Origin of the sequence: Collinsella sp. AM38-1BH, assembly GCF_003467545.1 — a bacterium.
Taxonomy (GTDB): domain Bacteria; phylum Actinomycetota; class Coriobacteriia; order Coriobacteriales; family Coriobacteriaceae; genus Collinsella.
In genome coordinates this window covers 261,589-282,193 of record NZ_QSHC01000001.1, presented here as the reverse complement: position 1 = coordinate 282,193, position 20,605 = coordinate 261,589, and the positions used below count along the sequence as shown (strand labels likewise).

Below are 20,605 nucleotides of genomic sequence, written 5' to 3'. Positions count from 1 at the left end.
ATGTCTTACTGTCTAACCAGTTGCGCCAAGGAGGCACCATGGACTACAAGATTACCGGCTACGAGCCCGCCCAGCTGTTCCATTTCTTTGAGGAGGTCAGCGCGATCCCCCGCGGGTCTGGCAACGAGAAGGGCATCAGCGATTTTCTGGTCGCGTTTGCCAAGGAGCGCGGCCTCGATGTGTACCAGGACGAGGTCTACAACGTCATCATTCGCAAGCCCGCATCTGCCGGTGCCGAGAATGCCCCGACCGTGATGCTGCAGGGCCACATCGATATGGTGTGCGACAAGTTGGGCTCCGTTGAGCACGACTTTACGACTGATGGTATCGACCTTGTCGTCAAGGACGGCGTCCTCACCGCTAACGGCACCACTCTGGGCGCCGACAACGGTATTGCCGTCGCTCTGATGCTCACTGTTCTCGATGACGATTCGATCATTCACCCCGCCCTCGAGTGCGTGTTCACCACCGACGAGGAGACTGGCCTGGTCGGCGCCGAGACGCTCGACAAGTCCCAGATTAGCGCCCGCACCATGATTAACCTCGACTCCGAGGAAGAGGGCGTTGCCACCGTCAGCTGTGCCGGCGGCGTCGTCGTTACCTACGCCTGCCCGATCGTGCGCGAGCACAAGACCGGTAGCACCCTCACGCTCGACATCTCCGGCCTGCTGGGCGGTCACTCCGGCAGCGATATCCACCTGGAGCGCGGCAATGGTAACCTCATCATGGCCCGCATCATCGACCGCCTGATGGTCGCCGGCGAGCCCGCCATCGTTAGCTTTAACGGCGGCACCAAGGACAACGCCATCAACCGTGAGTGCAAGGCTGTTCTGGTCTACGTCGACCACGCTGCCGCCGAGGCCGCGGCCCAGATCGCAAGGGGCATCATCGCCGACGTCACCGCCGAGCTTGAGGTCTTCGACCCCGGCTTTACCTGCACCGTCGAGATTGCCGACGACGCCGAGGTCGAGGCCATGGACCAGAAGTCCGCGCTTGCCCTCATCCGCGCCCTGCGTCTTGCCCCCAACGGTGTGATCCGCCGCAACGTCGCCACCGACGGCTCCGTCGAGGTTTCCTCCAACATCGGTGTGGTTGCCACCTCTGACGACGAGGTCAAGATCATGCTGTCCCCGCGCTCCTCGATCACCTCGCTGCAGAACGAGTTCAAGGACCGTCTGCAGACGCTGGCCGATGTCCTGGGCTTCGACGCCAAGTTCGAGTTCGAGTATCCCGGCTGGAGCTATGCCGAGCATTCGCCGGTCCGCGACGTCTTCGTCGAGAGCTATCGCGAGCTCTTTGGTTCCGAGCTGCGCATCGAGTCCATTCACGCCGGCCTTGAGTGCGGCCTGTTTGCCGAGGCCCTGCACGGCCTGGACGCCATCGCCGTGGGTCCGACGCTCTCCGATGTCCACACCCCGGACGAGAGCATGGAGCTCGCTTCTGCCGAGCGCTTCTACGAGCTGCTCATCGATGTCCTCAAGCGCCTCGCTGCGTAAAGGTCGCCTTAGTTAAGCCGCTCTAAAACGGCTGGCTATGAAAACGACCGCTTGGCGTAATGCCGGGCGGCCGTTATTCGTTACAGTGCGAGAATCCCCAGATGCTCAAGCAAGATCTTAAGCCCGATGAGGACGAGCACGACGCCACCCACGATGGTGGCGGGCTTTTCGTAGCGCGCGCCAAAGGTGTGGCCGATCGCTACGCCGGCAACGGAGAAGACAAAGGTCGTGATGCCAATGAGCGACACGGCGGGAACGATATCGACCGAGAGCGCGGCAAACGAGATGCCCACGGCAAGCGCGTCAATCGAGGTGGCGATGGCAAGGATTAGATATTCGCCAGGTCGATCTTTTCGGCATCCTTGCCGTCGCCTTCGTTCTCGTCCTCAGTAAAGGCTTCCCACAGCATCTTGCCGCCGATAAAGGCGAGCAGGATAAAGGCGATCCAGTGGTCGATGGGGCTGATGATGCCCATGAACTGGCTACCAAGGGCCCACCCAATTACGGGCATGCCGGCCTGGAAACCGCCAAAGAACAGGCCGAGTATCACGGCGACCTTAAGGTTGATCCTTTTCATGCCAAGGCCCTTGCAGATGGATACGGCAAAAGCGTCCATAGAAAGGCCGATAGCGAGCAACACAAGCTCTGCGAGTCCCATAGTCTGGCTCCCTCTCTGCGGGCGGGCCCGCGTGTACCTCTTGGGGGAGTAACAAAAAAGACCCGTGGCGTACGCGTTGCGCGCACAGCCACGAGTCTCGTTCATTAAGGCAAGCCAGGCCGCATCGGCCAGTGTGTTGACTTGCCGCGCCACCGGAGGCGAACCCGATCACGCGACTACTCCCTCATTTATGCGAATCCCGATGCTACCACATGAACAGCTGATTTGGGTTGGGCTCTCAGCTGTGTTCGCTCATTCTGTAAGCATCGGATTTCGCAAGCGCCGCAGGGACAAACCGTGAGAAACTATTTAGCGTTTATGGAGCGTATACGATGGGAGCGATGCCTTGGATAAGAACGAGCTGCAAAAGCGTATGGAACAGGCCATCCGCCTGACGGCACCTGGTCAGCCGATCCGCACCGCCCTCGACATGATCATCGCCGGTCACCTGGGCGCCCTTATCTGCGTCGGCGACACCGAAAACGTGCTCGCTGCCGGTAACGACGGCTTCCCGCTCAACATTTCGTTTACCTCGAACCGCCTGTTCGAGCTTTCCAAGATGGACGGCGCCATCGTTATCGATGGCGACCTCACCCAGATCCTGCGCGCCAACTTCCACCTCAATCCCGATCCCTCGCTCGCCACGAGTGAGACGGGCATGCGTCACCGTACTGCCGCTCGCATGTCGGTGCTCACCGATGCCATCGTGATCTCGGTTTCGGCTCGTCGCGCCGTCGTCAACGTGTACGTCCACGGCAAGAGCTACGAGATCCAGCCCGTCACCACCATCATGAGCTCGGTCAACCAGCTCGTCGCCACGCTCCAGACTACCCGTCAGTCGCTCGATCGCTCCCTGCTGCGCCTGACGGCCCTCGAGCTCGACGACTACGTCACACTCGCCGACATTACCGGTATTTTCTCGAGCTTCGAGATCATGCAGCAGGCAAAGACCGAGCTTAAGGATTGCATTGTCAAGCTGGGCAACCAGGGTAAGCTCGTGCAGATGCAGCTCGAGCAGCTCGCGGGCTCCAGCATGGATACCGAATACGACTTGATGATCCGCGACTACGCGAGCGATTCCTCTGAGGCCAACGCCGAGAAGATTCGCGCCGAGCTGAGCCGTATGACGCCTAAGGACCTGTCCGACCCGCAGCACGTGGCGGCAGTTCTGGGCTATGACGACTTGGACGAGGACTCCGTCATGACGCCGCTGGGCCTGCGCACGCTTTCGCGCGTGTCCGTCGTGCGCGACGGCGTGGCCGAGAAGATCGTCGACGAGTACGGCTCGCTGCAGGAGCTCATGGACGACATCAGCGAGGATCCGGAGCGCTTGGGCGACTTTGGCGTCAACAACCCTGCCATTCTTGCGGACTCGCTGTACCGCATGAAGGGCACCAAACAGGGGAACGCATAATGGCGCCCGTATGCGCCGTGGTCGTTGCCGGCGGCAGCGGCCAGCGCTTTGGAAATCCCGGCGGCAAGCAGCTCGTTAATGTGGCGGGCCGTCCGCTCATGAGCTGGTCCATCCGCGCGTTCGATCGTAGCGATAAGGTCGGCCATATCGTCGTGGTTTGCCCTGCCGAGCGCCGTGCCGAGATGCGCCGCCTGGCCATTGACCCGTTTGACTATGACACGCCCATCAGCTTTGCCGATGCCGGCGATACCCGTCAGGATTCCACCCGTGCCGGCGTGCATGCGGTTCCGGCGGGTTTCGAATATGTCGCCATCCACGACGGCGCTCGTCCGCTCATTACGACCGAGGCCATCGACCACGCTATCGACGTGCTCGTGAGCGACCGTGCCCTCGACGGTGTCGTGTGCGGTCAGCCCGCGATCGACACGCTCAAGATCGTTGACGGCGATAATATCGTCGAGACGCCGCCGCGTGAACTCTACTGGGCAGCGCAGACGCCGCAGATCTTTAGCGTCGATGCTATGAAGCGCGCCCACGCTGCAGCCATTGCCGAGGGCTTTATCGGTACCGATGATTCGTCGCTGGTCGAGCGCATGGGTGGGCGCGTCCGCTGCGTCCAGAGCCCACGCGATAACCTTAAGGTGACGGTGCCCGAGGACCTGCGTCCCGTAACCGCGATTCTGCTTGGCCGCATGGCCGAGGGAGAGGACCTTCCCCATGTTCAGTAACCTGCGCATTGGCCATGGCTACGACGTTCACCGTCTGGTGGAGGGGCGTCGATGTATCATCGGCGGTGTCGACATTCCCTACGAGCGCGGCCTGCTGGGCCACTCGGATGCCGATGTGCTCGCGCACGCCTTGGCCGACGCCATTCTGGGCGCCTGCCGTGGGGGAGACATCGGCAAGCTATTCCCCGACACCGATCCCGCCTACGAGGGTGCCGATTCGATGGTGCTGCTTGCCCGCGTGATGGACTATGCGCGTGAGCTGGGCTTTGAGTTTGTCGATGCCGATTGCACCATTGCCTGCCAGCAGCCTAAGATCACCCCGCATCGCGATGCCATGCGCGCCAACCTTGCCCATGCCCTGGGCGTTGACGTCGAAAACGTGGGCGTCGCCGCCACTACGACCGAAAAGCTCGGTTGGGAAGGCCAGGGCGAGGGAATCGGCGCCTGGGCCGTCTGCCTGCTACAGAAAACCGTTAAGGAGTAACGAATGCGTATCTACAACAGCGCTACCCATAAAAAGGAAGAGTTCCAGCCCATCGAGTCCGGCAAGGTCCGCATGTACGTGTGCGGCCCCACGGTCTACGACAACATCCACATCGGCAACGCCCGTACGTTCATCAGCTTTGACGTGATTCGCCGCTGGCTCATCGCGAGCGGTTACGAGGTCACGTTCGCCCAGAACCTCACCGATGTCGACGACAAGATCATCAAGCGCGCCAACGAGCAGGGCCGTACGGCCGCCGAGGTCGCGACGGAGTTCTCCGACAAGTTCATCGGCGTCATGCGCGCCGCCAACGTGCTCGATCCCGATGTGCGCCCCCGCGCCACCAAGGAGATCGGCCCCATGATCGCCATGATCAAGACGCTTATCGAGCAGGGCCACGCTTACGCAGCCGATAACGGCGACGTGTACTTTGCCGTGCGCAGCGATCCCAACTATGGTCAGGTCTCGGGCCGCAACATCGACGACCTTATGGTTGGCGCGCGCATCGAGGAGAACGAGGACAAGAACGACCCGCTCGACTTTGCCCTGTGGAAGGCCGCCAAGCCCGGCGAGCCCAGCTGGCCGAGCCCCTGGGGCGAGGGCCGTCCCGGTTGGCACACCGAGTGCGCCGCCATGGTGCATCGCTACCTGGGCACTCCGATCGACATCCACGGCGGCGGCTCCGACCTTGCCTTCCCGCATCACGAGAACGAGTGCGCCCAGGCCACCTGCGCCTGGCACCAGGGCTTCTCCAACACCTGGATGCACACGGGCATGCTGCTGGTAGACGGCGAGAAGATGTCCAAGTCGCTCGGCAACTTCTTTACGCTGGCCGAGGTCCTCGAGCAGCACTCCGCTGCCGCCCTGCGCCTGCTGATGCTGCAGACGAGCTATCGCTCGCCGCTCGACTTTTCTTGGGAGCGCCTGGAGGGTGCCGAGAACTCGCTCACGCGTATCGCCGGTACGGTCGAGAACCTGCGTTGGGCCGCGAACCACGCGACGGCCGATGCCGACGAAGCGGCTGCCGAGGCGTTTGCCGCCAAGGCCGCCGAGACCCGTGCCACCTTTAAGGAGTGCATGGACGACGACTTTAACACCGCTGGTGCCATGGGTGCCGTCTTTGGCTTTGTCACCGAGTGCAACCAGTACCTGGAGCAGGCGGGCGACGCTGCCGACAAGACCGCCGCGCTTGCCGCCGCCGACACGCTGGCCGAGCTGCTCGATACGTTTGGCGTCGAGCTTCCCGAGCCCAAGGTCGAGCTGCCGCTGGGTCTGCTGGGCGTTGCCGCCGGCCTGGTCGCCTACACGGGCGACGACGTGGACGAGGCCGCTGCCAAGATTCTCGAGGCCCGCGCCGAGGCCCGTGCCGTCAAGAACTGGGACCTGGCAGACGCCATCCGCGACCAGCTCAAGGACTTGGGCCTCACCATTGAAGATACGGCCGCGGGTACTCGTATTAAGACCCTCTAGTATTTGTCGACCGTTCGAGGTGTGGCAGATTGCCTTGAAAGGGGAAGGCATAGACCTGGTGGTCATGCCCGACGATTGAAAGGCAAGGTGCCGTGGCTCGGACGGTCGATTCTTGTTCGTTATCTATTTAAGGAGGCCGTTTTATGGCCGACAATCGCAAGCGTGTACCGCGTGGAGGCAAACAGGCCGCTTCTGGCTCGCGTCCGATTCGCCACAATGACCGCGCTGCCGCTCCCAAGGGCCAGCGCGATCGCACCCAGGCCGCACGTCCGCAGCGCGATCGCAACCGCGACGCTGCCCAGGCTCCCAAGGGTGAGTTCATCGAGGGTCGCCGTGCTGCTGCCGAGGCGCTGCGCACCGGTTTTCCCATCAAGTGCGCGCTCATTGCCGAGGGCGGGGAGCGCGATGCCGCCTTGTCGCGCCTGGTCGACGACCTCAACGCTGCGGGCGTCCGCATCAAGTATGTGCCGCGCGCGCAGCTCGACGCACTGTCGAGCCATGGCGCTCACCAGGGTATCGCGCTCGAGGTTGGTAACTTCCCTTACGCCGATGTCGCCGACATCCTCGACCGCGCGGGTGACGGACCGGCGCTCGTCGTCGTGCTCGACCATGTGACTGACGACGGCAACTTTGGTGCCATCGTGCGTTCCGCCGAGGTTGTGGGCGCGGCCGGCGTCATCATCGCCAACAAGCGCGCCGCCGGCGTGACCGTGGGCAGCTACAAGACTTCAGCCGGCGCCGTCATGCATCTGCCTATCGCGCAGGTGCCCAACATCGCCCGCGCACTCGACGATCTTAAGGACGCTGGCTTTTGGGTGGGCGGTGCCTCCGAGCACGCCGAAGGCAGTTGCTGGGATGCTCCCTTCGAGGGCCGCGTGGCGCTCGTCATGGGCTCCGAGGGCGACGGCATCTCGCGCCTGGTGCTCGAGAAATGCGACTTTTTGGCCAAGCTTCCCCAGCGCGGCATGACCGAGAGCCTCAATGTTGCCCAGGCGACCACGGCGCTGTGCTTTGAGTGGCTGCGCCGCAACGCCGGCGAGCTCATGGGGGAGGAGTAGCGCATGTCCAAAAAGAACCGCGCCAAGTCCAAGGCCAAGCGCTTTGGCGAGGGCTCGGCCAAGCCGATTGTTTCGGCCGCGACCTATGGCGTGGGCGGCAATGCGTTTGCGCAGGCCATCGCCGATCCGGTCTCGACGGTGCACTCCAACAAGCCCGAGCTGCTGGTGGTCGACGGCTACAACGTGATCCACTGTACGCCGCGCTACGAAAAGCTCGTGTACGACCATTCTGACGATCCGTATTCCAGCGACGTTCACGATATGGCGCGCACGGCGCTCATTAATGACGTAGCTGCGTTTGCCCAGGGCCGCTACGAGGCTGTGATCGTATTTGACGGCGCGGGCAATATCTCCAGCGAGCGCCCCAACCTACCGGCCCGCGGTGTGCGCATTGAGTTTTCGCCGACGGGTGTTTCGGCCGATACCGTGGTGCAGAAGCTCTGCATCGAGGCACGTGAGGAAGGCCGCGCGTGCTCCGTGGTATCGAGCGACGGCACGATCCAGGCCGTTGTCATGGGCAAGGGCGTCACGCGCATCTCGAGCCGTATGCTGGTGGACGAGATCAAACAGATCGATAACGACGTTCACGAGGCAGAGGAAGCTCCGCAGATTAAGATGACTCTGGGCAGCCGCCTGAGTCCCGATGCCCTGGCCAAGCTCAAGGCCCTGCGCGGACGGTAGGGGAGTTGGCGGGGCAATGCTGCCTTGCTAACTCCATTCAGCGATGTCGATCATTCTTTCGAGGCGCCACGTTAGCGCCTCTTTTAGATAAGGCAGTCTCGCTGCTAGGGCATCGTTTTTAGACAGAATCTCGATTGCCTCGTCGACAAAACCTTCGAGTTTGCCCCCGTCAAACCAGCTCATATCCTCAACAAGCAACATTTGTTTCGCGGGACTTGAATGGAACTGCGCGCTGGCAAAACTGTGCTCTCCTGCCCTAAGCTCCTCTAGAGATATGTTGCACCAGAGCGATGAGCCCGAATCGAAGATGGGGGCTGGTCTGCAGGCCAGTGAGTTGACGTTTCGCACGAGGCCGAAGTTGCGCCAATGACGATCGTAGTTGGCGATGATGTCGTCGCATACGATCATGCGGTCAAGGGCATCCTTAACGCCTGCCACCCCGAGCTCCTCGCAATTTGCTACATATCGCTCGTAGTCGGTTAGCCGTTCATCTGCGTTTGCGTGCTGGTTTACATAGAACGCAGGGACATACTCTTCTTCATCAGTTAAGAAGACATCGCATATGCTCAGGGCGGAAGTGCCCGTGCCCTCGAGCGAGTAAGGCACGTAATCGCAGGCGTTTAGGATGCGACGGTGGAGCGCGGTCGCCACCAGCTCGTTATAAGGTTCCTGGTTCAGGTGCGCTCCTGCCTTATGCAGAATTCGACGCCCGCCCTCGCACGTCCAGTACTTTTGAAGATTGCCGTCCGAGGTGTTATCGGGCTTTGCGGCAGCCGCTTTTCCCTCTGGGGCAAAGGGCGCAATGGACAGCGAGACGTCATCAAAGGCGTTATTGAAGAAGTTGATATCCTCCCAGGCGAGACCGGAATCTTGGGGTCTAATCCAATACTGGTCGGATAGGGAGAGGCCAAGATTTCGCTGGACGAGTTCATCGGGAACATCGACTGCGGCTTCTGCAAGCAGGGAGGCTAGCCCAATGCGTGCGAGCGGGATACCGCGGCCGCGCCACCAGATGCGGAAGGAGTCGAGCGATATGGGGCTATTAGGGCCAAATACTCCAATAGGGGCGTGGGCGTAATCGATGTCGGCGCCGATGTGGGTAAAGTCTTTTCGAGATGTGCTGTAGACCAGCTGAGCGACTTCGTGCGTGCGATTCATGAGGGTGAACGCGATCTCGCTCTTACCGTGGCCGCGGCGGGGACGTCCCCCCGTTTTGGTCACGGAGCGGAGTCGCGTGTCGACGCTGTCTTTGTCGATGAGCCATACACCAGAAGCCTTGCGGGCCTCAAGTGCTCCGTTTTTTATGAGCTCCTGCACCCTGCGCGGAGTGATGCCGAGCAGTTCGGCTGCTTCCTTGGTAGTAAGCATCGCGAAACCCTTCGTCAGAACGAATAGTTTTATATATAGCAATTGTAATTAAAACTATTCGTTCTGACGAATGGTTTTGAGATGTGGTCGGGTGAAGGGCCTGTTGCGCCTCGTCGGCAATTCCTTTATTCTTAACTGGCTTCGCGTGAAAGCGCCAAGTGTGCCAGTGTGGCGCAACGGTAGCGCAACTGATTTGTAATCAGTGGGTTGCAGGTTCGATTCCTGTCACTGGCTCCATGAGAGTTTCGGGCTCTGTCTCCAATTGGGACAGGGCCCGTTTCTATTTATGTCGACATGTAAGCGGGTTTGACTCCCACCAAGCTTCAGGTTTGTCTCGATCTGTAACACGGGTGGGCTGAAAACCCTCCTTATAGTTACAGATTGAGACAATGCCAAGGGTTGGCCGATAATATCTCGATCTGTAACACGAAGAGGCTGAAACCGTTCTTACTGTTACAGAATGAGACGTAAGCTGGTGTCTCTGCGTAATATCTCGATCTGTAACAGATGGGGGAGGAATAACCCTCTTACTGTTACAGATCGAGACAAAGGCCGGACCGGTCCCAGTCATCCTGGTCGAGTGAGGATTTCCGGACATACGAGGGTGGATAATCTCCCACTTTGGACTCGAAGCCACGCCAAAAGTGGGAGATTATCCACGCTCGATTCTGTCTGGGAAGCCCCGATCTCGACCTATATATAGGTGCAAATAAGCCATTATCGAAGTTCGATCCTGAAGGTGTACTCCACTACACCAAAGTGTTACCTCGGGAAACGTCACCTCAGTATTCAAAACCACCGTCCTTCATATCCAAACTCAACAAAACCGCAGGTCACAGCTATATAGATACGCCCGGCACCGTGTATCTAGAGGTTTTCGTTGACAGCCCCCAAGGTTGCATCGTATTATCTTTTTCGTTCGCGGGGGCGGCGGTCCAAAAGACCAAAGGACCTGCGGATACTTGAACGATTGGGAGTTTGCCCGAGTGGTTAATGGGGACGGGCTGTAAACCCGTTGGCTCTGCCTACATAGGTTCGAATCCTATAGCTCCCACCCGTCAAGTGCCTGTATAGCTCAGTCGGTAGAGCACTTCGTTGGTAACGAAGAGGTCACCAGTTCAAGTCTGGTTGCAGGCTCCATCCGGCGGTGTAGCTCAGTTGGTTAGAGCACACGGTTCATACCCGTGGCGTCACTGGTTCGAATCCAGTCACCGCTACCATAGGTAACACGGTGGCTTCTCAATAGTATGTTGAGAGGCCACTATGGTATAAAGGCAAAGTCCCGTCCGGGGACGACCTGTTTAGAGGAGGGCTTTATGGCCAAAGAGAAGTTTGAGCGCACTAAGCCGCATGTTAACATCGGCACCATTGGTCACGTCGACCACGGCAAGACCACGCTGACCGCTGCCATCACCAAGGTTCTCTCCGAGACCGAGGGCTGCAAGGCTGACTTCACTGCGTTCGAGAACATCGACAAGGCTCCCGAGGAGCGCGAGCGCGGCATCACGATTTCCGTCTCCCACGTTGAGTACGAGACCGCTGCCCGTCACTACGCTCACGTTGACTGCCCGGGCCACGCTGACTACGTCAAGAACATGATCTCCGGCGCTGCTCAGATGGACGGCGCTATCCTGGTCATCGCTGCTACCGACGGCCCCATGGCTCAGACCCGCGAGCACATCCTGCTCGCCCGTCAGGTCGGCGTTCCCTACATCGTCGTCTTCCTGAACAAGTGCGACATGGTCGACGATGACGAGCTCATCGACCTCGTCGAGATGGAGACCCGTGAGCTCCTCTCCGAGTACGATTTCCCCGGCGACGACATCCCCGTCATCCGTGGCTCCGCTCTGGGCGCTCTCGAGGGCGACGCCAAGTGGATGGACGCCATTCGCGAGCTCATGAAGGCCGTCGACGAGTACATCCCGACGCCTGCTCGTAACAACGACCTCCCGTTCCTGATGGCCGTTGAGGACGTTATGACCATCTCCGGCCGTGGTACCGTTGCTACTGGCCGTGTCGAGCGCGGTGAGCTCAAGCTCAACGAGCCCGTCGAGATCGTCGGCATCAAGGATACCCAGAACACCGTCGTTACCGGTATCGAGATGTTCCGTAAGTCCATGGACTTCTGCGAGGCTGGCGACAACGTCGGTCTGCTGCTCCGCGGCATCAAGCGTGAGGACATCGAGCGCGGCCAGGTTCTCTGCAAGCCCGGTTCGGTTACCCCGCACACCAAGTTCACCGGCGAGATCTACGTTCTGACCAAGGAGGAGGGCGGCCGTCACACCCCGTTCTTCGATGGTTATCGTCCTCAGTTCTACTTCCGTACCACCGACGTTACCGGTACGGTCAAGCTCCCCGAGGGCACCGAGATGGCTATGCCTGGTGACCACATCACCATCGAGGGCGACCTCATCCACCCGATCGCCATGGAGGAGGGCCTGCGCTTCGCTATCCGCGAGGGTGGCCACACCGTCGGTTCGGGCATCGTCTCCACGATCATTGAGTAAATTAGCTCTTTGATATAGCTGACTTAGAGAACCCGGCACTTATATGGGTGCCGGGTTCTTTTCTGCAATGGATATTGAGCCGTTGCTGGTGTCGAGAGGATCGATAATGGTCCTGGATGCACCGTCGATTAGCTCTCGATGGCTTCATTGATGTGTTCCAAATATGAATGGATCCACCGAGAACCAATTGACTCGAGGTTTTCATTGACAGCACTTACGTGGAGCTGATAAAGTATCAACTCGTGCCCGTACGGGGCGGAAATGAAAGGTTCAGGATACATGCGTACTCTAGTTACTCTTGCGTGCACTGAGTGCAAGCGCCGCAACTATACGACCACCAAGAACAAGTCGACCATGCCTGATCGTATGGAGATCAAGAAGTATTGCCCCTGGTGCCGTCACCACACGCTGCACAAAGAGACTCGCTAGTCTCTAGTCACATACGCCAGTAGTTCAATTGGTAGAGCATCGGTCTCCAAAACCGAGTGTTGAGGGTTCGAGTCCTTCCTGGCGTGCCAGTCATTATTCCGTAAGCTCCCACTTGGGGGCTTACGGTTTACTCATGTATAAGCGCATTGCGCGGAGGTAACCCAAATGGCCAACAAGAAGAACAAGAAGAAGGCTCAGCAGCCGGCACCTGCCAACAAAGCTGCCGCCAACTCCAAGGTTGAGGCCAAGAAGGCCGTTGCCAAGAAGAACGAGAAGGCTGCGAAGTCCAAGAAGAACGAGAAGCCTGGTTTCTTCGCCCGCACCAAGAAGTATTTCGCTTCGGTCAAGTCCGAGATGAAGCGTGTCACGTGGCCCGATAAGAAGGAGCTCGTGAACTACTCGGTTGTTGTTTGCGCTTCTCTGATCGTCGTCGGCGTCGTCATCGCTCTGCTCGATGCTGGCTTTGGCGAGGCTCTTGCTCTGTTCTCTGGATTGAGGGGCTAAACCATGTCTAAGCGTTGGTACGTCGTTCACACTTACTCTGGATACGAGAACCGCGTTAAGTCCGATCTCGAGCATCGCATCGAGACTATGGGCATGCAGGACCGTATCTTTGATATCGAGATTCCTATGGAGCGCGTCACCGAGATTAAAGAGGGTGGCAAGCGTGAGACCAAGGATTCCAAGATCTTCCCGGGTTATGTCCTGGTCCGCATGGAGATGGATGACGATGCTTGGACGTGTGTTCGTAACACGCCTGGCGTCACCGGTTTCCTAGGCGGCAACGGCAAGCCCGCTCCGCTTTCCCGCGACGAGTACAACAAGATGACTCGTCGTCCCGGTAAGGGCGATTCGCCCAAGCGCACCTCGGTTGATATTGAGGTCGGTACGTCCGTCCGCGTCACCGATGGCCCGCTTACCGACTTTGATGGCAAGGTCTCCGAGGTTAACACCGAGGCTGGCAAGCTCAAGGTCACGCTGATGATCTTTGGCCGCGAGACGCCGGTCGAGCTCGACTTTAACCAGGTCGCTGTCATCGCTTAAGTTTTCGTCCGTTCGCGCGAGCGTGCTTCTTCTGTGACTGCTCATCTCAGGAGTGCTTCTAACACGTGCGTGCTTACGATATAGCAAGTACTTCACACTCGTGATTCGAAAGGAATGACCATGGCTGAGAAGAAGGTTGCCAACGTCATTAAGCTCCAGATTCCTGCTGGTGCAGCAAACCCCGCTCCTCCCGTCGGCCCCGCCCTGGGCGCTGCTGGCGTGAACATCATGCAGTTCTGCCAGGCCTTTAACGCCGAGACGCAGGACAAGAAGGGTGACATCATCCCCGTTGAGATCTCTGTCTACGAGGACAAGTCCTTCTCCTTCATCACCAAGACCCCGCCGGCGGCTCACCTTATCAAGAAGGAGCTGAACCTCAAGTCTGGTTCCGCTAAGCCCCAGGCTGACAAGGTTGGTCAGCTCTCCCAGGAGCAGCTCACCAAGATCGCCGAGATCAAGATGCCGGACCTCAATGCCAACGACATTGACGCCGCCAAGAAGATCATCGCCGGTACCGCCCGTTCCATGGGCGTCACCATCGCTGAGTAGCGATTTCTTATGGTAACGGCGGGTGCTCCGACCGGGGCGCCCGTTAAATGTGTGCAATAGGGCACACGATACGATGTGGGAGGGCTCACGCCCGTTTAACCACAGGAGGTAATGCACATGGCTAAGCATGGTAAGAGCTATAACGCCGCTGCCGAGAAGATCGACCGCGCCACGCTCTACACCCCCCTTCAGGCTGCCAAGCTCATCAAGGAGCTCGACACCGCCAAGTTCGACGAGACCGTCGAGGCTCACTTCCGTCTGGGCATCGATACTCGTAAGGCTGACCAGAACATCCGTGGTTCCATCTCCCTGCCCCACGGCACCGGCAAGACCGTTCGTGTTGCCGTCTTCGCCGAGGGCGAGAAGGCCCGTGAGGCTGAGGCTGCCGGCGCCGACATCATCGGTTCCGACGAGCTCGTCGCCCAGATTCAGAAGGGCGAGATCAACTTCGACGCCGCTATCGCTACGCCGAACATGATGGCCAAGGTTGGCCGCATCGGTAAGATCCTTGGTCCCCGTGGCCTCATGCCGAACCCCAAGCTCGGCACCGTGACCATGGACGTCGCCAAGATGGTCTCCGAGCTCAAGGCTGGCCGCGTTGAGTACCGCGCCGACCGCTACGGCATCTGCCACGTGCCCCTGGGCAAGAAGTCCTTCTCTGAGCAGCAGCTCGTCGAGAACTACGCTGCCCTGTACACCGAGATTCTGCGCGTCAAGCCCTCTTCTGCTAAGGGCAAGTACGTCAAGTCCATCTCCGTGTCTTCCACCATGGGCCCTGGCGTCAAGGTCGATCCCGCTGTCCAGCGTGACTTCCTGGCTGAGTAACTGCTAGTTACTGCCTGAGTACAGCAAGCATTGCTAAAGAAACCCGGTTCTGCCTTGTGCAGGACCGGGTTTCTTGCTATCGCGTCAAAAGCACCATAAAGGGGACAGTGTCCCCTTTATGGTGGTTACCAGGGTGTTCTGGCTGTTGAGGACTCGATGGCATCGTGGCGTTTGAGCTCGCGGCGCATGGTTTGCGAATTGAGCCAGGCTGCCTGCCAGCCACGGATGGGGTAGCGCGTCTGGTCGAGCTCAAACTGCGTATAGCCGCAGGCGTTGATGATCGTCGTTCCACACACATGCTGCCGCTCGCGCTGAAAATCGTAACCGTAGCTTTGGTGTACATGCCCATGCACCATGTAGTCGGCCCCCCAGGATTCAAGCGCCGTGTTAAAGCACTCAAACCCTCGATGCGGCAGATCGTCCAGATCACCCATACCGGCGGCGGGTGCATGGGTAAGCAGAATGTCGCACCCGCCGACCATCCTAACCTTACGCGACAGCTTACGCATGCGCTTGGACATCTCGCGTTCGGTGTACATGTTGGCGCCGTCGCGATAACGCATGGACCCGCCAAGGCCCGCAATGCGAATCCCTCGGTACGTGTACACGCTGTCTTCTACGCAGATACATCCGCCCGGTGCATGACGTGCGTAGCGGTCATCGTGATTGCCACGCACGTAGATGAGCGGTTTGTTGATGACCGTAACCAAAAACTCAAGATAGTCCGGGTCCAGATCGCCGGCGGACAAAATCAGGTCGACGCCCTCAAAGCGTTCCTTGCGAAAGCACTCCCAAAGGCATCGTTCTTCGGTATCGGCTATGGCAAGGATTTTCATAGGGCAGGGACTTTCGGCTCATCGTCGAGCTGCGGAATGGTGCCTACCACGTTATCCGCCAGCCAATTCATCTCGACAATCTGCGTGCTCGGCAGCGGAGGGAAGCCTTCGATCTGTACCACGCCGTTCTGGCTGTGGAGCTCGCCGCCAAAGGGGTTGATGGATCCCTCAACAATGCCGTTACGGAGCAACTGCACGAGTTTGCGCGTCTGGTAGGGTAGGCCCGGAGCGTAACGGATGTCGATAACGCCAGAGCTCATGCCGTACCAGTAGTTGACGGCGCGCACTTGGTTGTCATCGCTGGTCTCGTCCCACGTGCCGTGCAGAAGGCTGCGAACGATGAGCTCGTAGTAACGGCCCCAGTTCCATACCGGCATGGCGATGCCGGTAACCTTGCCATCGACCAGGCGGTGAAGTCCGTAGGCCGTGGGGTCTTCGAGCGACTTTGACATGTCGGCGCCGGTCATGACGCTTACACCTTCGCGGCACATGGCCTCGGCAAGGCCTCCGGCGGGCACATCGCCCCAAGTCAGGATAATTTGCGCACGGGGGTCGAGCAGCGAGGCGCCAATCGCAAAGGCGTTGATCTCGCTGAGCGCGCCCGAGGCGAAGACCGACGCGTGGTAGCCGATGCGGTGGTTGTCCGCCATGCTGGCGGCAAGGGCGCCCAGGAGGAACTTGGCCTCGTACATCTTGCCAAAGTACGAACGGACGCTTTGATGGGGAAGGCCGATAGAGCAGTTGAGGAACCGAACCTGGGGATACTCAACGGCAGCCCTGAGCGTGTATTCCATCAGGCGGTGCGAGGTCGAGAAGATGACGTTTGCCCCATGTTTGACAGCCGTTTCCACGGCGGCGTAGAACACATCCGGATCGTGACAGTCCTCGAACGCCTCGGTGCGCACGATACCGCCAAAGTGCTCATCGAGATACTGACGCCCTTGGTCGTGCAGGCTGTCCCAGCTCGACGTCGCACAGGGGAACTCATGGATAAAGGCGATGCGCAGGGGGTTGGTCGCCGAATAGACGGTCTTGCCCATAAAGAAGTTGAGCACGCCGGAGGTGGACTTGGCGGGCGACTCCTCCTCGTCGACGCTCGGCGCTTCAACAAGATCGACCTTGTCCTCGTCATTTTTGCCGGCAATGACCAGCTCGCGCCAAATCTTGCACAGGCGGTTTACGACGATATCCGTTGGCGTATCCAGCAGGCGGTCCTGGTTGTACACATTGAGGTACACGAGCATGGCGTCGGCGGGCGTAATGTCCAGGTGGTCGCCGCCTGCGCGAAGGTAGGCGCGCTTAAAGAGCAGGAAGGTGTGGCGCAGGTAGTCGACCTTTTTCTGCGGCCATTTTTCGATAAGATTCTGACCGAGCATCTTGGCGAGCGTCTCGTAGCTTCCCTCACGCGAGAACTCGATCTCGTATAGGGGGCAGACGCGCCAAAACGCGCAGAATTCACCGTACAGGCGGCTTTCGACGGAATCCCATGTGCCGGGGTAGAGACGGGTGACCCTGGCCGAAACCGTTGGAGCGTCCAAGAATTTGAGGACACTGACGCGTTTATTGCCTTCCTGGACATAGAACCGATGCATGAACTCGGTGACGATGATGGGGTCGCGATAGCCCTCGGTTACCTGGATGTCGTAGAGGTTGGACCACTTGCGGGCGAACTCGGTGTTAAACGGCAGCAGGGGCATAAAGTTGCATGAAAAGGCGGACTGACGGCCCTTGGTGACAGTGCCGACGACCATTTCGATCGGAATATCCCGCAGGCCGACACTCACTCGCTGACCTAAGGGGAGCTGAGCAATCAAACTGTCGAGGTCCGTAAGGTATGGATGCTCGCTTTGGCTAATGGCGCGTCGACGTCCTTGCTCGCCGCGCTTGCGTGCTTGACGATAGGCCTCTTCCATGATGTTGCTCCCTTAGTCGTTTAAACAACTACATAAACCATGGTACCACGAATGAAAACCACCACAAAGGTGCCTGTCCCTTTTTGGCGGGTTAGGCGATGATGGGTGCGATGGCGCGGATGCAGGCGTCGGCTGCCGTGAAAGTAGTGCTGTCGTCGCTGACGATAAAGACGATCTTTCCTTTGATGCCAAAGTCGCCGATTTCGCTAAAGAGTACGTAGGGCTCCTTGTCAAAGCCCGAGATGGGAAGCACGGCGGCTTTGGTGGCGCTGGTCAGCTCGTCTGCCAGTGCGTCCAGTGAAGCCCACTTGGACGTGTCCTTGACCGCGACGGGCACGGCAACGCGCCCAAAGGGCATGAGGTGCACGAGCGTGTTCTTGGAGATGTTGGAGTTGGGGACGATGATGGTCTGCCCACAGGCATCCTCAATCGTTGTATGGCGCCAAGTGATGTCTTGGACCACGCCGGATACGCCGCCGACCTCGATATTGTCGCCGGGCTTGATGATGCCCATAAAGGTCACCTGCATGCCGCCGATAAGGTTTGACAGCGTGTCCTGAAAGCCGAGCGAGATGGCGATGCCGCCGACGCCAAGGGCGGCGACGAGCGCGTTTGCGTTAATGCCAAAGCAGTTATCGAGGATAAAGCTGCCGCCAATCATCCAGATGACGGCGCGCGCGATGTTGATGAAGATACTCGATGCCGGAAGCGGGTTATCGTCTCGGTTAAGCAGATGGTTCAGGGTCTTGGATACGACCTTGGCGGCGACGGCGGTGCCTATCGCCAAGATGACGGCCCAGATGATGTTGTGGACCCACCGTTGCTCAAAGAAATGAAGAATCGGCTCAAACAATTCCATGTAGGGAAAACCTCCTAATGATCGTTCAACCATGATACCCACCAAGAAGCCCGTCCGATCAAATTCGGACGGGCTTCTGTGCTCGATATAAGGTTTACGCGGCGGGGCTGTAAGGCCCGGCGGTGTAGCTTAGCGTCGACGCTTCCAGATAATGCCGAGCATGATGACGATGATGCCGCCGATAAGGCACGCGCCAACTACTGCCAGCGTGCGGTCTCCCGTTGCGGCGAGCTTACCGGTCGTCTTCTTGGTGATGACCTTCGTGGTCGTCGTGTCCGTCTTAGGCGAGGGCTTAGGCGTCGGGGCCGGTGTGGGCGTGGGGTCCACGGCAGCGGAGCCAAAGCTGATGGTGCCCGCGAGCGAGGTCATCTTGCTCTCCCAGCTGTCCTGCCCGATCAGCGCCCTTAGCGCTGACTCGCAGGTACCCCACTCGGTGTGCTTGGTGGCGTTTGCGAAGGTGGGGAAGTCGGTCGTGTTGGTGATGATGTAGTTGTTGGTGGCGACGGTATAGGTCTTGGCGGGGTCGAGCGTGCTGCCGTCTTTGGTGAGTGTGGCGCTCACAATGCGCTTGCCTTCGGGCTGTGTCCAATCAATCGTCACGTTGATGCCGCCAAAGGAGAGAACGCTGCCAGAGTCATCGCGCCACTTGTACTTGTCTTGCGCCTCCTGCTCGCTGTGACCGGCCGCCACATAAGCCTGCTGAAGCTCGTAGCTGTCGTTGCAATCGTCGCTGATTTGTAGCGAGTGCTCGAGCGCTGCGAGGAAGTCCGCGCCGGTCATGGTCCAGGTCTCCACAGTGTTGCCGTAGGGCGAGATGGCGATGACGTTGCCGGCGGTCACGTTGCCCGCCGCGATGCCGCCGCGGATGCCGCCAGCGTTTTCGATAGCGAAGTCCGCGCCCGTCAGGGCAAGATAGGAGCCGCAAATCACGTGGCCGATGGTCTGGGCCTTGGTGGTGTCGCCCTCCTTGCCGGGGCGGAAATCGGTGGTGCGCACCATTTCCCAACCATGCGTGCCTGCGGCGTCCTCGCCGTAGAAATAGTTGGTGGTGGATGTGCCGAGCACCTTGTTCGATTCGTTTTCAAAGTCCTCGTCGAGCGGCTTGATCTTGTTGCGGACGGCTTCAAGGCGGCTTTGGTAGTCGGAGCCCTTGTCGGGGTCTGTCAAAAGGTCGTTGACGTTCTTGGCGGTGTAGAGCTTCTCGTCGCTGCCGTCTGCAGGGACCGTGACCGTGTCATCGTCGGTCGTCTCGGTGCCATTCGTGTCGTATTTGTACGGAATGGAAAGCAGCCCCACCTCGGCAAAGGCGCTGCCTGCCTCGACAACGTGGATCGTCTTGCCGTCGGCTCCCGTCACCTTCTCGTTAAGGTTGATGTGCTCGTGGCCTGCGATAAGGGCATCGACGCCACGGAGCCGCGTGGCAAAGGTCTTTGCGTCGAGCGTGTGCGCGATACACACAACAACATCGCAGCCCTCCTTGCGCAGCTGCTCTGCCTCGGCATTGATGGCGTTCGCGGCACTCGAGAAGCTGGTGCCCGCGACCAGGTCCGCGCGCAGCGAGGAACCTAGCGACTCATCCATGGCTCCGACGACGCCGACCTTGATTTTGTAGTCGAATGTGGAGTGATCCTCGCTATCCTCCCAGGTGCGATCGAGCGTCTTCGTGATGCTCGAGCTCCATGCGCCGTTCGAGGACGTTGCATTCGCGCAGAGCATGGCGAAGGGCGTGCCGGTGGTGCTGTAGCCGGTCATGGTGCGGAGTTTGTCCGCGCCGTAGCTCCAGTCGTGGTTGCCTGGCGTGGTTGCGTCGTAGCCGTCGGCGTAGAAGGTGTCCATGAGCTCGGCGATGCTCTTGCCCTCGCTCATGGTGGCGAAGGACTGTCCGTGGAAGGTGTCGCCCGCATCGAGTAAAAGATCGGGGGCGCTGCTTTGGGCGCTATAGAGAACCGCCAGTCCGTCAAAGCCCACAGTGCCGGTGCCCTTGCTTGCGTTGTAGCTGTACTTGTAGCTGCCGTGGATATCGTTGGTGTGCATGACGGCCACGGAGCCGTCAATAGCGGCGGGCAGGTTTCCCGCGCAAGCGAGGCTTGGGATGCCTGCGAGCGCGCCGGCAAACAACGCGGCGGCCAACGCAAAGCGGGGGAGTCTTTTCATGGCAGTTTCCTTAGTTCTTAGCCAGAATGTCTGGTTGAATATCGGATTATCGACATAATATGCGAAAACCGCCGCAAGGGCCTCTGTCCCTTTGCGGCGGTTTTGGCGTTTGCGCAGATAAAACCTACCAAA

General features: G+C 59.4%; 20 protein-coding genes and 5 tRNA genes. 18 read left to right on the top strand and 7 right to left on the bottom strand.

The genetic code is table 11. The features are described 5' to 3' along the window. The first annotated feature begins 38 nt into the window (after positions 1-38). Entirely contained in the window at positions 39-1,496 is a 1,458-nt protein-coding gene (locus DW870_RS01180) for an aminoacyl-histidine dipeptidase (RefSeq protein ID WP_117876643.1), read from the top strand. Positions 1,497-1,576: 80 nt separating this feature from the next. Here DW870_RS01180 and DW870_RS09540 read toward each other — a convergent pair whose 3' ends face one another. Together DW870_RS09540 and DW870_RS09535 are read right to left on the bottom strand one after the other, a co-directional pair. Further along, a complete protein-coding gene (locus DW870_RS09540; RefSeq protein WP_369831627.1) occupies positions 1,577-1,804 on the bottom strand; it encodes a manganese efflux pump in 228 nt (75 codons plus the stop codon). Positions 1,805-1,824: 20 nt separating this feature from the next. Next, entirely contained in the window at positions 1,825-2,154 is a 330-nt protein-coding gene (locus DW870_RS09535) for a manganese efflux pump (RefSeq protein ID WP_255414986.1), read from the bottom strand. Between the two features lie 373 nt (positions 2,155-2,527). On the opposite strand from DW870_RS09535, the gene disA reads away from it, so the two are divergent. The 6 genes from disA to DW870_RS01145 all read left to right on the top strand — a co-directional run bounded on the left by disA (position 2,528) and on the right by DW870_RS01145 (position 7,989). Beyond that, positions 2,528-3,568, top strand: coding sequence for a DNA integrity scanning diadenylate cyclase DisA (disA, locus tag DW870_RS01170; RefSeq protein WP_369796797.1), 1,041 nt, complete (start codon positions 2,528-2,530; stop codon positions 3,566-3,568). Beyond that, the gene (gene ispD / locus DW870_RS01165; RefSeq protein ID WP_035137545.1) at positions 3,568-4,296 is read left to right on the top strand and encodes a 2-C-methyl-D-erythritol 4-phosphate cytidylyltransferase; all 729 of its coding nucleotides are present in this window, start codon (positions 3,568-3,570) and stop codon (positions 4,294-4,296) included. The genes disA and ispD overlap by 1 nt, the downstream gene beginning before the upstream one ends. Beyond that, positions 4,286-4,780 carry a 2-C-methyl-D-erythritol 2,4-cyclodiphosphate synthase gene (ispF, locus tag DW870_RS01160; protein WP_006234975.1) on the top strand — a complete coding sequence of 165 codons (495 nt, stop codon included), beginning with the start codon at positions 4,286-4,288 and terminating at the stop codon, positions 4,778-4,780. The genes ispD and ispF overlap by 11 nt, the downstream gene beginning before the upstream one ends. 3 nt (positions 4,781-4,783) lie before the next feature. After that, positions 4,784-6,250 carry a cysteine--tRNA ligase gene (cysS, locus tag DW870_RS01155; protein ID WP_117848038.1) on the top strand — a complete coding sequence of 489 codons (1,467 nt, stop codon included), beginning with the start codon at positions 4,784-4,786 and terminating at the stop codon, positions 6,248-6,250. A 143-nt stretch (positions 6,251-6,393) separates the two neighbouring features. Beyond that, on the top strand, positions 6,394-7,308 hold the full coding sequence (gene rlmB / locus DW870_RS01150) for a 23S rRNA (guanosine(2251)-2'-O)-methyltransferase RlmB (protein WP_117848039.1): 915 nt from the start codon (positions 6,394-6,396) through the stop codon (positions 7,306-7,308). Between the two features lie 3 nt (positions 7,309-7,311). Beyond that, entirely contained in the window at positions 7,312-7,989 is a 678-nt protein-coding gene (locus DW870_RS01145; protein ID WP_006234978.1) for an NYN domain-containing protein, read from the top strand. Positions 7,990-8,016: 27 nt separating this feature from the next. Here the strand turns inward: DW870_RS01145 and DW870_RS01140 are convergent, their stop codons facing one another. After that, positions 8,017-9,357 (bottom strand): DNA-binding protein, encoded by a 1,341-nt coding sequence (locus DW870_RS01140; RefSeq protein ID WP_117848041.1) that lies wholly within the window; start codon positions 9,355-9,357, stop codon positions 8,017-8,019. A 162-nt stretch (positions 9,358-9,519) separates the two neighbouring features. On the opposite strand from DW870_RS01140, the gene DW870_RS01135 reads away from it, so the two are divergent. From DW870_RS01135 to rplA, 11 genes are all read left to right on the top strand, one after another. Continuing rightward, positions 9,520-9,594: transfer RNA gene (locus DW870_RS01135), tRNA-Thr, on the top strand. 735 nt (positions 9,595-10,329) lie between these two features. Continuing rightward, a tRNA-Tyr gene (locus DW870_RS01130) sits at positions 10,330-10,411 on the top strand. Between the two features lie 10 nt (positions 10,412-10,421). Further along, positions 10,422-10,497: transfer RNA gene (locus DW870_RS01125), tRNA-Thr, on the top strand. A gap of 3 nt (positions 10,498-10,500) precedes the next feature. Then, positions 10,501-10,577: transfer RNA gene (locus DW870_RS01120), tRNA-Met, on the top strand. 96 nt (positions 10,578-10,673) lie between these two features. Continuing rightward, positions 10,674-11,864, top strand: coding sequence for an elongation factor Tu (gene tuf / locus DW870_RS01115; RefSeq protein WP_035137538.1), 1,191 nt, complete (start codon positions 10,674-10,676; stop codon positions 11,862-11,864). 279 nt (positions 11,865-12,143) lie between these two features. Beyond that, complete coding sequence (rpmG, locus tag DW870_RS01110; protein WP_022093895.1) at positions 12,144-12,293, top strand: 50S ribosomal protein L33; 150 nt, start codon at positions 12,144-12,146, stop codon at positions 12,291-12,293. A gap of 13 nt (positions 12,294-12,306) precedes the next feature. Further along, positions 12,307-12,382, top strand: a tRNA-Trp gene (locus DW870_RS01105). A 76-nt stretch (positions 12,383-12,458) separates the two neighbouring features. After that, positions 12,459-12,797 (top strand): preprotein translocase subunit SecE, encoded by a 339-nt coding sequence (gene secE / locus DW870_RS01100; RefSeq protein WP_035137537.1) that lies wholly within the window; start codon positions 12,459-12,461, stop codon positions 12,795-12,797. Between the two features lie 3 nt (positions 12,798-12,800). Then, positions 12,801-13,337 carry a transcription termination/antitermination protein NusG gene (gene nusG / locus DW870_RS01095; protein WP_099432095.1) on the top strand — a complete coding sequence of 179 codons (537 nt, stop codon included), beginning with the start codon at positions 12,801-12,803 and terminating at the stop codon, positions 13,335-13,337. 120 nt (positions 13,338-13,457) lie between these two features. After that, on the top strand, positions 13,458-13,886 hold the full coding sequence (rplK, locus tag DW870_RS01090; RefSeq protein WP_022093893.1) for a 50S ribosomal protein L11: 429 nt from the start codon (positions 13,458-13,460) through the stop codon (positions 13,884-13,886). A gap of 117 nt (positions 13,887-14,003) precedes the next feature. Then, on the top strand, positions 14,004-14,711 hold the full coding sequence (gene rplA, locus DW870_RS01085; protein WP_022093892.1) for a 50S ribosomal protein L1: 708 nt from the start codon (positions 14,004-14,006) through the stop codon (positions 14,709-14,711). Positions 14,712-14,836: 125 nt separating this feature from the next. Here rplA and DW870_RS01080 read toward each other — a convergent pair whose 3' ends face one another. The 4 genes from DW870_RS01080 to DW870_RS01065 form a co-directional block, all read right to left on the bottom strand. Then, positions 14,837-15,547: a metallophosphoesterase gene (locus DW870_RS01080; RefSeq protein WP_006234987.1), complete on the bottom strand. Its 711-nt coding sequence runs from the start codon at positions 15,545-15,547 to the stop codon at positions 14,837-14,839. Further along, on the bottom strand, positions 15,544-17,460 hold the full coding sequence (locus DW870_RS01075; protein ID WP_117769330.1) for a BMP family ABC transporter substrate-binding protein: 1,917 nt from the start codon (positions 17,458-17,460) through the stop codon (positions 15,544-15,546). Before DW870_RS01075 ends, DW870_RS01080 begins: the two co-directional genes overlap by 4 nt. Positions 17,461-17,551: 91 nt before the next feature. Beyond that, complete coding sequence (locus DW870_RS01070; protein ID WP_117769332.1) at positions 17,552-18,319, bottom strand: mechanosensitive ion channel family protein; 768 nt, start codon at positions 18,317-18,319, stop codon at positions 17,552-17,554. Between the two features lie 129 nt (positions 18,320-18,448). Then, a complete protein-coding gene (locus tag DW870_RS01065) occupies positions 18,449-20,473 on the bottom strand; it encodes a bifunctional UDP-sugar hydrolase/5'-nucleotidase (protein WP_117876641.1) in 2,025 nt (674 codons plus the stop codon). Positions 20,474-20,605 lie beyond the last annotated feature (132 nt).

Coding starts and splice junctions, on each gene's coding strand:
- DW870_RS09535 (WP_255414986.1), bottom strand. CDS start 2,154: ATGGGACTCGCAGAGCTTGTGTTGCTCGCTATCGGCCTTTCTATGGAC.
- DW870_RS01070 (WP_117769332.1), bottom strand. CDS start 18,319: ATGGAATTGTTTGAGCCGATTCTTCATTTCTTTGAGCAACGGTGGGTC.
- rplK (WP_022093893.1), top strand. CDS start 13,458: ATGGCTGAGAAGAAGGTTGCCAACGTCATTAAGCTCCAGATTCCTGCT.
- ispD (WP_035137545.1), top strand. CDS start 3,568: ATGGCGCCCGTATGCGCCGTGGTCGTTGCCGGCGGCAGCGGCCAGCGC.
- rplA (WP_022093892.1), top strand. CDS start 14,004: ATGGCTAAGCATGGTAAGAGCTATAACGCCGCTGCCGAGAAGATCGAC.
- nusG (WP_099432095.1), top strand. CDS start 12,801: ATGTCTAAGCGTTGGTACGTCGTTCACACTTACTCTGGATACGAGAAC.
- DW870_RS01075 (WP_117769330.1), bottom strand. CDS start 17,460: ATGGAAGAGGCCTATCGTCAAGCACGCAAGCGCGGCGAGCAAGGACGT.
- secE (WP_035137537.1), top strand. CDS start 12,459: ATGGCCAACAAGAAGAACAAGAAGAAGGCTCAGCAGCCGGCACCTGCC.
- disA (WP_369796797.1), top strand. CDS start 2,528: ATGGAACAGGCCATCCGCCTGACGGCACCTGGTCAGCCGATCCGCACC.
- ispF (WP_006234975.1), top strand. CDS start 4,286: ATGTTCAGTAACCTGCGCATTGGCCATGGCTACGACGTTCACCGTCTG.
- DW870_RS01140 (WP_117848041.1), bottom strand. CDS start 9,357: ATGCTTACTACCAAGGAAGCAGCCGAACTGCTCGGCATCACTCCGCGC.
- tuf (WP_035137538.1), top strand. CDS start 10,674: ATGGCCAAAGAGAAGTTTGAGCGCACTAAGCCGCATGTTAACATCGGC.
- cysS (WP_117848038.1), top strand. CDS start 4,784: ATGCGTATCTACAACAGCGCTACCCATAAAAAGGAAGAGTTCCAGCCC.
- rlmB (WP_117848039.1), top strand. CDS start 6,394: ATGGCCGACAATCGCAAGCGTGTACCGCGTGGAGGCAAACAGGCCGCT.
- DW870_RS01180 (WP_117876643.1), top strand. CDS start 39: ATGGACTACAAGATTACCGGCTACGAGCCCGCCCAGCTGTTCCATTTC.
- DW870_RS01065 (WP_117876641.1), bottom strand. CDS start 20,473: ATGAAAAGACTCCCCCGCTTTGCGTTGGCCGCCGCGTTGTTTGCCGGC.
- rpmG (WP_022093895.1), top strand. CDS start 12,144: ATGCGTACTCTAGTTACTCTTGCGTGCACTGAGTGCAAGCGCCGCAAC.
- DW870_RS01080 (WP_006234987.1), bottom strand. CDS start 15,547: ATGAAAATCCTTGCCATAGCCGATACCGAAGAACGATGCCTTTGGGAG.
- DW870_RS01145 (WP_006234978.1), top strand. CDS start 7,312: ATGTCCAAAAAGAACCGCGCCAAGTCCAAGGCCAAGCGCTTTGGCGAG.